This is a genomic window from Moorena bouillonii PNG (assembly GCF_001942495.1).
Classification (GTDB): Bacteria; Cyanobacteriota; Cyanobacteriia; order Cyanobacteriales; family Coleofasciculaceae; genus Moorena; species Moorena bouillonii.
Window position 1 is genome coordinate 6,459,402 of sequence record NZ_MKZS01000001.1, and the last position, 6,842, is coordinate 6,466,243.

A 6,842-nucleotide genomic window follows, 5' to 3' on the forward strand; every position below is an offset into this window, starting at 1 on the left:
TGGCAATAAGGGATTGAGGGTCTAAATACTTACGAGGGCTTAAATAAAAGAAACAGAGTTTGCAAGCCTATCGATATCGTTAGTCCATAGCTGCAGGCATAGCGTTGTATTCATCGCAGACGTCTGGCCGTTGTGCGGCTGTTACGTTTGGACAGATAGCATCAAAACACATCATCCATTCATTCGTGCTCCCAGTACAGTCGGCATCAGCACTTTTTATGGTGAGTGTGGTATCTACTTTACTAGGTTTAAAGGCTTCGTTCGGATAGTTAGAGATTTGTGAGGCATATACGTATTGTTCTTTCTGCTCCGTAAACCCACTAACGTCGATTTCTGGATCCTTCGGATTAGTGAAAGCAGCAGAGACCCCTAGGGGAGTCTGACCAAGTACGTTTTGTAAAGAAATAGCGGACAAGATTTTCGGGTTAGTAGGAACGCCATGGCGTAAGAAAAGGATGCATTTAAACGGTTCAGTTCCGATATTCCGCAAGTAGTGTTGAGCACCAGTTGGGAACATGAAGATCTCCATAGGATGAATGAAAATTTCCTGAACCATGCGATCGTTTACATAGCCGCTACCGTCTGATGAGGGAAAGGTGTCCTTATCGACAATCGCCCCGACCTTACCGTAACCTTGGTAACAGAAACCGGACTCTGCTTCCGTCATATGCCAGTGTGGGGCACGAATAGTATCGGGCATGATCATGATATCGCCCCAAACACCACCACCGAGAGCGGGAAACGTGTCGGCGGATATAGTATTGAGAGCACCGAGGGGATAATTGACGTTTTCTTCAGTATAATAATGTACTTTCCTAAGTTTGTGGTGACCTAAGCTATCTATAGTTAGAACACCCTGATCAGGAGCATAGTCCTGATCACTTTTGTCTAAATGCACAAAAGGATCCCCAAGGGTCTTAAACCCCGACCATAATTCCAACGAATCATTTTGACTAGCAAAGACATGTATAGGACAGTTCCCCAAATTTTGAATGTAGGCTTTGGTGACGTCAGTTGGTGTGTTAATTTTAAACTTCCAATCAGGCTGAAGGGGATAAATCTCCTGAAACCCTTGTTTACAACCCTCCCCTGGGCATGGCTGGGAATCTACTAATTCATGTTTTAAATTATTGGCACTCTCAAATTGAATACCGAACAGAACATTTTCCGTTAGACAGTCGGAGAGGTCACCCCCGTTTTTTTCTGCATTTGGAAATGGGTCAGGTGTATCATCTACCCATTCCGTATAAGGTTCCACTTTTAGGTTATACAAATACCCAGAGGTTTTATTGTCTGTGATTTGGTTCAGATCGATAGTTAAACTATCATTCTTGTTCAGTAATGTACCATATTTCACACTGGTTTTCGGAAAAGAATCTAGGCAGTAAGTGGATACACAGTTTAATTCCCCTGCACCATAGGCTGTTCCGGTGTTAATAAGCAGTATAAAGGAACAAAATATTAGGGATAAAAAGGACAGAAAAAAAGGTTGCCCGAATAAGGAGAAGCGGGTTCTGAGGGTATGAAAGTAATTTTGTTTCATGGTAATGGGAAGCGTGGTGGGGAGCATGTCACAATTGCAGAACATTTGAACTAAATCTCATGCCCCCTCGTGGGTGTAAGCTGGCTCTGTTCTTAGATAGTTCATTTGTTCAGCAACTTTGACCTGTTCCCACAGCAACAGATTGGTTAGTATGTGCTAGACATGCTTGGGCATGAGTTTTTTTGATCATAATCACAACTCGTAATTGTATTCAATCAAGGAAAGTTTACTTCCTTGACTATAAAGATTAACTCTAATTAAAAGTATTTTTCAACTCATAAACCTCATATCAAACCTCATATCAAACCTCATATCAAACCTCATATCAAACCTCATAAACCTCATATCAAACCTCATAAACCTCATATCAAACCTCATAAACCTCATATCAAACCTCATAAACCTCATATCAAACCTCATAAACCTCATATCAAACCTCATAAACCTCATATCAAACCTCATAAACCTCATATCAAACCTCATAAACCTCATATCAAACCTCATAAACCTCATATCAAACCTCATAAACCTCATATCAAACCTCATATCAAACCTCATAAAACTCATAGAAAACCTCATAAACCTCATATCAAACCTCATAAAACTCATAGAAAACCTCATAAACAGGGTAAACACCTGTATTTTTGTATTTATTAATACTGAAATAAATACAAAAATAGTATCAAAAATATATAATCACCCGGAATAATATCCATAAGCCCAAAACATTGCTCAATTATTGGCCGTGTTATCCTTGGTCGATTTGAGAGTACTCTAAATTCTGGTTGCGTACGCAAATCCGACTTTGATTTTTGTTCAAAGTCAGGGTAAAATTCGTTGACTTTGAACAAAAAAACTTCTTTAGGATGGGATTTATTCGAATTTAAAAAAAAATTGAGTGAGTGCGTTCGCGTAGCGTGACCTGCATGTCAATCGCTCTTGTAGGGTGCGAAGCATGAAATGTAACGCACCATTGGTATACAAATTGAAACCAAACCATTCTCAAGCAATACCATGGTGCGTTACGGCTTCCACCCTTGGTTATGTAAAAAAATAATATCCCCCAAACCGCATAACGCACCCTACAAAATTACCAAATATTATTCATAATATATCCAAAATCAAACCTATTAAATTATACAATTTGAGCTTTATTTTAAGCATTATATTAATAGCTGATAACTGACCGCTGATAACTCACCTTTATTTCAATTACTCCTCAACAAATAAAATTATAAAAATCCTTGACAAAATATTTTGTAATCATTATGATTATATTTATAAAACTAAAAACAATTATTCGTTTATGTCTCAAAACTCTCAGCCAAATTCAAACGATAATTCAAACGGATTCGTTGTTCCGTACATTTTAAAAGGGTCTCGCGAGCAAATAACCCATACTGTATATATCCTGAATGGCCTGGGCTACGCTCAACTTACTGACTGGGGTCCTCTTCAACCGACGGGAAATCCAGGAGAATTTATTACGATTATGAAGAGGTATTGGATTTGGCGTTAACACCTTAAATTTCTGGGGGGGTTTCCCCCCTGGACAAAGGCTCCGGTCTGTTCGCTACGCGAACGGATAGGTGAGAAAATTGAGTGCATAAGCGAAAATTCCTAGCCGTGGAAAGTATTTCTGCGGCTATTTTTTTTGGGGTTATGAGGTTGAAGGTTAGTTGGTTGAAGGTTAGTTGGTTGAAGGTGATCAGGTTGAAGGTGATCAGGTTGAAGGTGATCAGATCACTTTTGTAGTGCGATCGCTTTTGTAGGGTGGGCTGCATGTTGATGATCACTGATCAAAGGATGAAACTCTCATGACGCAGCCCACCCTACGGCTAAATCTGCTGACTGAGTGCGTACGCCGATCTTGTAGGTTGGGTTGAGGGTATGACTGATAAAGATAAAATAGAAAAAACCAGCAAATGATCAAGAAAGCATGCTCAAAACCTCAGCCTTTCAGCAAGCGATTGAAACCGTTGAAAAATTGTCCTTAGAAGAGCAAGAGATATTACTCGATACTCTTCTGAAACGATTCCATCTACAACGTAGACTCATAATATCCCAAGAAATCCAAGAAATTCACCAAGAATTAGCAGAAGGAAAAGTAACATTTGGTTCAGTTGATCAATTCCTAGAAGAACTCGATCAACCATGAAAATTGCTTGGACACCCCAATCCCTAAGAGGTTTTAAACGAATAATTCGTAAAAGACCAGATTTTAGACCCCTAATTGAAAAAACCGTGCGTCAGTTAGCAGAAGATCCCTTTCATCCTAGCTTACATACCCACAAACTTAAAGGTGATTTATCCAATATCTGGTCATGTTCAATTGACTACAGCTACCGTATTTTATTTGAATTTATCGAAAATTCAGAAGATCAAGAAGAAGCTATTTTGTTGCTTAATTTAGGTACTCATGATGAAGTATATTAGCGAAGCCCTAGTCAGTAGGGTGGGCAAATGGATATCATAACGGCTCAAATGGTGAAACTATCATGACGCAGCCCACCCTACACCACTTGACAGGGATTTGAACAATATCCAACAGTTTTAGAGTAAAAACCATGACCCCAAATAATCCACAGCAAGATGAACGTCCTCCTATTTGGATCGGGCATGTTAGCATAAATGTTTCAGACTTCAAAAAATCTCTCGACTTCTTCGAGTTTGTGGGGATGCGAAAAGTTGCTGAATTTCAAGAGTTAGCAGTACTGGAATTGAGAGGTGGAACCCATCTCGTGCTTAGAAATAAACCTGAAGCAGCACCAGGACAAGCGAGTTTTGATCTGATGGTGGATGATTTAAAAGCTCAACAGGTCGCCCTGCAAGAGGCTGGCTATGCACCGAGCGAAATTCGCGAAGGCCGAATTCACAGTGTCTTTGATGTTTCTGAACCTTCAGGAAACACAATTAGTTTTTACGATAGTCATGTGGTGGGGCCAGTCTAGAGCTTAGTCAGTAGGGTGGGCAAATGGACATCATAACTAATAAAAAGGTGAAACGATCATGACGCAGCCCACTCTACCCAACTCATAGCTGACAGCTGACAGCTGACAGCTGACGCTAAATCTGCCGACGAAACGCTCTAATCGCTTCTCCCGCATCGGTTTCCGCCATCAAAACACAGTGTGTAAACCAATCAAGATCTAGTTCACTCAGTCCGGGTAGCAAGCTACGCTCGATTGGGAAATAACTACCATCAGTAAGATGATAAAGCTTTAGTAATCCATCTTCCCAAAACCAAACCTCAGGAACACCTAAAGCTTGATAGCGTTCTAACTTGCTGATGCCACCACTACTAAAAACCACTTCAATGGATAAATCGGGAATCTGTTTGACACTACCGATGCAATAAGACTCATCAGCTTGGGCAGAGGCGACGCCTTCTTTTTCTTGAGTCATGGAGCGAGTTGGCTGAAAGAAAATACCCTTTTCCGTCAGAAAAGTTGTGATTAAGTAACCGATGATACTGGCAAAAATTTCATGTTCTCGTCCTGGCATGAGAATCTCGATTATTCCATCAAAGTAAAACAGCCGTACTCCAGGAGAACCATCAAAGCCCTTCTGGATGAACTTAAACTGTTCCCAAGTGCCATCATGGACAATGCGTTGATCGGTGGTTTGGTCGAGTAGTGGGAGCATCCCTCTCACCTCGGGCTATCCTTACCAACAATTGTGACACAGGGTTGGTAAGCCAGCCGAGTCAGTAGGGTGGGCTGCATGTCGATGATAACTGTACAAATGGTAAAACTATAATGATTGGCCCACCCTACACCTAGCCGATCTTGTAGGTTGGGTTGAGGAAAGGATGCTATGGGCAAATGTGCTACAAAAAATAATACAGAGAGCTAACTAGTCACCATAAACTAGTAACCATAATGAACTATTCCCTAATCAGAATTCTTACTAATCTTCTGACATCTCTGATAGTTGCTATTTGGATTGGCGCGATCGCTATTTTTTCGATCCAAAATATCACGGAAGTATCGGTGAAGTTTTTAGTCTTCGAGTCGATTGATCTACCAATCGGTGTTGTCTTGGCTATTAGCGTTGGTATTGGTCTTCTTGGGGGAGCGATCGCACCTCTAGTGTGGCAGCTTTTGGGACAATCCTGGAAAATCCTAGACTATGAGGATGACCTATACTACGATGAGTAGACTTGGAGAATTTAATCGTAGTCCATCCGGTCATAAAGTCTATCATCATATTGATGAGACATAAACTCAGAGCGCCGTCTAGCTGGTAGGGAAGGAGGAACACCAGAGTAGGGGTGTTGCACCACATAAGTTGTACGAGGAGGACGCTGTGGTCGTGAGAGCAAGGCTAACCCCCCAATCACAACGGCACCACCACCAATGGTTACTGCCATACCGCCAAGTCCCCAAAGTATCCCTGACATCAGGGTATTTGCCGTCTCATTATTAGTTTTACGATTAGGGATTAGTTGCTCAGGAGCCCTGATCACACTGGCATCAACCTGAGCAGTTAGATTGTCTAGCAGTAACTGCTGATTGTGAAGTTGGGCTTTGAGCTGTTCAGTTTCAGCTCGTTGTTGCTCAACCATAGTTTTGAGCTGCTCAGTGTCCCGCCGCTGCTGTTCAACATTGAGGATATTATTTAAATTATTATTTAAGTTGGGCGAAGCTAGAGCCTGGTTTGGCGGTTGATCTGTGTAAGGAGAATTATAGGGATTGTTAGGGGAAATTTGGAAGGGTTGGGAAGAGGGAAGGTTATTCGCCACCATATTGCCTCCTCCTTTGAGGAGAAACAATGCTGCCATACCGGCAAAGGCAGCCCCCGTCAGGAATGCCATACCATCACTCATTAATATTGCCTCTCAACTGGAACCGAATTACAACTAATTGCCACTACTGCTAAGGTCGCATATTTTTTAATTAATTTCACCCTTAACGTGGGGCAATAAGCCCTTTGCCCATAGTTTTGGGGAATTTTCGTGTGTCAATGGCGACCTAACCCTAAATTGAAAACTAGATTGCGGCCAATGTCTACCCTAGCTCATTTTCAAAATTTTGCGATTTCTCGATGAACTTTCCTTAATGGCTATGGATAATGGTGTGGGCAAATCGTTTCAGCCCCCTAGGGTAACCTTGGGATAGTCTTACCCAGTAAGGGATTGAGTTACATGAGGGGTCATACCCTTTAGCCAGTTCTCCATGCTTTCATAGCATCTTCGATAGATGTTAAAAGCAAGTTATGAAACCTTGACATTTGAGTTGGGAGTCGGGAATCGGGAGTCGGGAATCGGGAATCGGGAGTCGGGAGTCGGGAGTCGGGA

At 41.6% G+C, this 6,842-nt stretch carries 8 protein-coding genes; 4 read left to right on the plus strand and 4 right to left on the minus strand.

Annotation, left to right across the window (positions count from 1 at the left end; all coding sequences use genetic code 11):
* Positions 1-79: 79 nt before the first annotated feature.
* Together BJP37_RS26290 and BJP37_RS26305 are read right to left on the minus strand one after the other, a co-directional pair.
* Positions 80-1,543, minus strand: a complete 1,464-nt coding sequence (locus BJP37_RS26290) for a cupin domain-containing protein (RefSeq protein WP_158069790.1) — start codon at positions 1,541-1,543, stop codon at positions 80-82.
* Positions 1,544-3,066: 1,523 nt separating this feature from the next.
* A complete protein-coding gene (locus BJP37_RS26305; RefSeq protein WP_075903275.1) occupies positions 3,067-3,327 on the minus strand; it encodes a hypothetical protein in 261 nt (86 codons plus the stop codon).
* Positions 3,328-3,482: 155 nt separating this feature from the next.
* Between BJP37_RS26305 and BJP37_RS26310 the strand changes: the two genes are divergently transcribed.
* The 3 genes from BJP37_RS26310 to BJP37_RS26320 all read left to right on the plus strand — a co-directional run bounded on the left by BJP37_RS26310 (position 3,483) and on the right by BJP37_RS26320 (position 4,494).
* Positions 3,483-3,701 (plus strand): hypothetical protein, encoded by a 219-nt coding sequence (locus tag BJP37_RS26310; protein ID WP_075903277.1) that lies wholly within the window; start codon positions 3,483-3,485, stop codon positions 3,699-3,701.
* The gene (locus BJP37_RS26315) at positions 3,698-3,979 is read left to right on the plus strand and encodes a type II toxin-antitoxin system RelE/ParE family toxin (RefSeq protein ID WP_075903279.1); all 282 of its coding nucleotides are present in this window, start codon (positions 3,698-3,700) and stop codon (positions 3,977-3,979) included. Before BJP37_RS26310 ends, BJP37_RS26315 begins: the two co-directional genes overlap by 4 nt.
* Positions 3,980-4,110: 131 nt before the next feature.
* Positions 4,111-4,494: a VOC family protein gene (locus BJP37_RS26320; protein ID WP_075903281.1), complete on the plus strand. Its 384-nt coding sequence runs from the start codon at positions 4,111-4,113 to the stop codon at positions 4,492-4,494.
* A gap of 115 nt (positions 4,495-4,609) precedes the next feature.
* Here BJP37_RS26320 and BJP37_RS26325 read toward each other — a convergent pair whose 3' ends face one another.
* Positions 4,610-5,188, minus strand: a complete 579-nt coding sequence (locus BJP37_RS26325; protein ID WP_075903283.1) for a Uma2 family endonuclease — start codon at positions 5,186-5,188, stop codon at positions 4,610-4,612.
* A gap of 236 nt (positions 5,189-5,424) precedes the next feature.
* Here BJP37_RS26325 and BJP37_RS26330 point away from each other — a divergent pair, with 236 nt between their 5' ends.
* A complete protein-coding gene (locus tag BJP37_RS26330; protein WP_075903285.1) occupies positions 5,425-5,703 on the plus strand; it encodes a lipopolysaccharide assembly protein LapA domain-containing protein in 279 nt (92 codons plus the stop codon).
* Positions 5,704-5,714: 11 nt separating this feature from the next.
* Here the strand turns inward: BJP37_RS26330 and BJP37_RS26335 are convergent, their stop codons facing one another.
* Positions 5,715-6,371 carry a hypothetical protein gene (locus BJP37_RS26335; protein WP_075903286.1) on the minus strand — a complete coding sequence of 219 codons (657 nt, stop codon included), beginning with the start codon at positions 6,369-6,371 and terminating at the stop codon, positions 5,715-5,717.
* Positions 6,372-6,842 lie beyond the last annotated feature (471 nt).

Excerpts from the sequence above, each read along its gene's own strand:
- BJP37_RS26290 (WP_158069790.1), bottom strand. The coding sequence starts at position 1,543 with ATGAAACAAAATTACTTTCATACCCTCAGAACCCGCTTCTCCTTATTC.
- BJP37_RS26305 (WP_075903275.1), bottom strand. The coding sequence starts at position 3,327 with ATGCAGCCCACCCTACAAAAGCGATCGCACTACAAAAGTGATCTGATC.
- BJP37_RS26310 (WP_075903277.1), top strand. The coding sequence starts at position 3,483 with ATGCTCAAAACCTCAGCCTTTCAGCAAGCGATTGAAACCGTTGAAAAA.
- BJP37_RS26315 (WP_075903279.1), top strand. The coding sequence starts at position 3,698 with ATGAAAATTGCTTGGACACCCCAATCCCTAAGAGGTTTTAAACGAATA.
- BJP37_RS26320 (WP_075903281.1), top strand. The coding sequence starts at position 4,111 with ATGACCCCAAATAATCCACAGCAAGATGAACGTCCTCCTATTTGGATC.
- BJP37_RS26325 (WP_075903283.1), bottom strand. The coding sequence starts at position 5,188 with ATGCTCCCACTACTCGACCAAACCACCGATCAACGCATTGTCCATGAT.
- BJP37_RS26330 (WP_075903285.1), top strand. The coding sequence starts at position 5,425 with ATGAACTATTCCCTAATCAGAATTCTTACTAATCTTCTGACATCTCTG.
- BJP37_RS26335 (WP_075903286.1), bottom strand. The coding sequence starts at position 6,371 with ATGAGTGATGGTATGGCATTCCTGACGGGGGCTGCCTTTGCCGGTATG.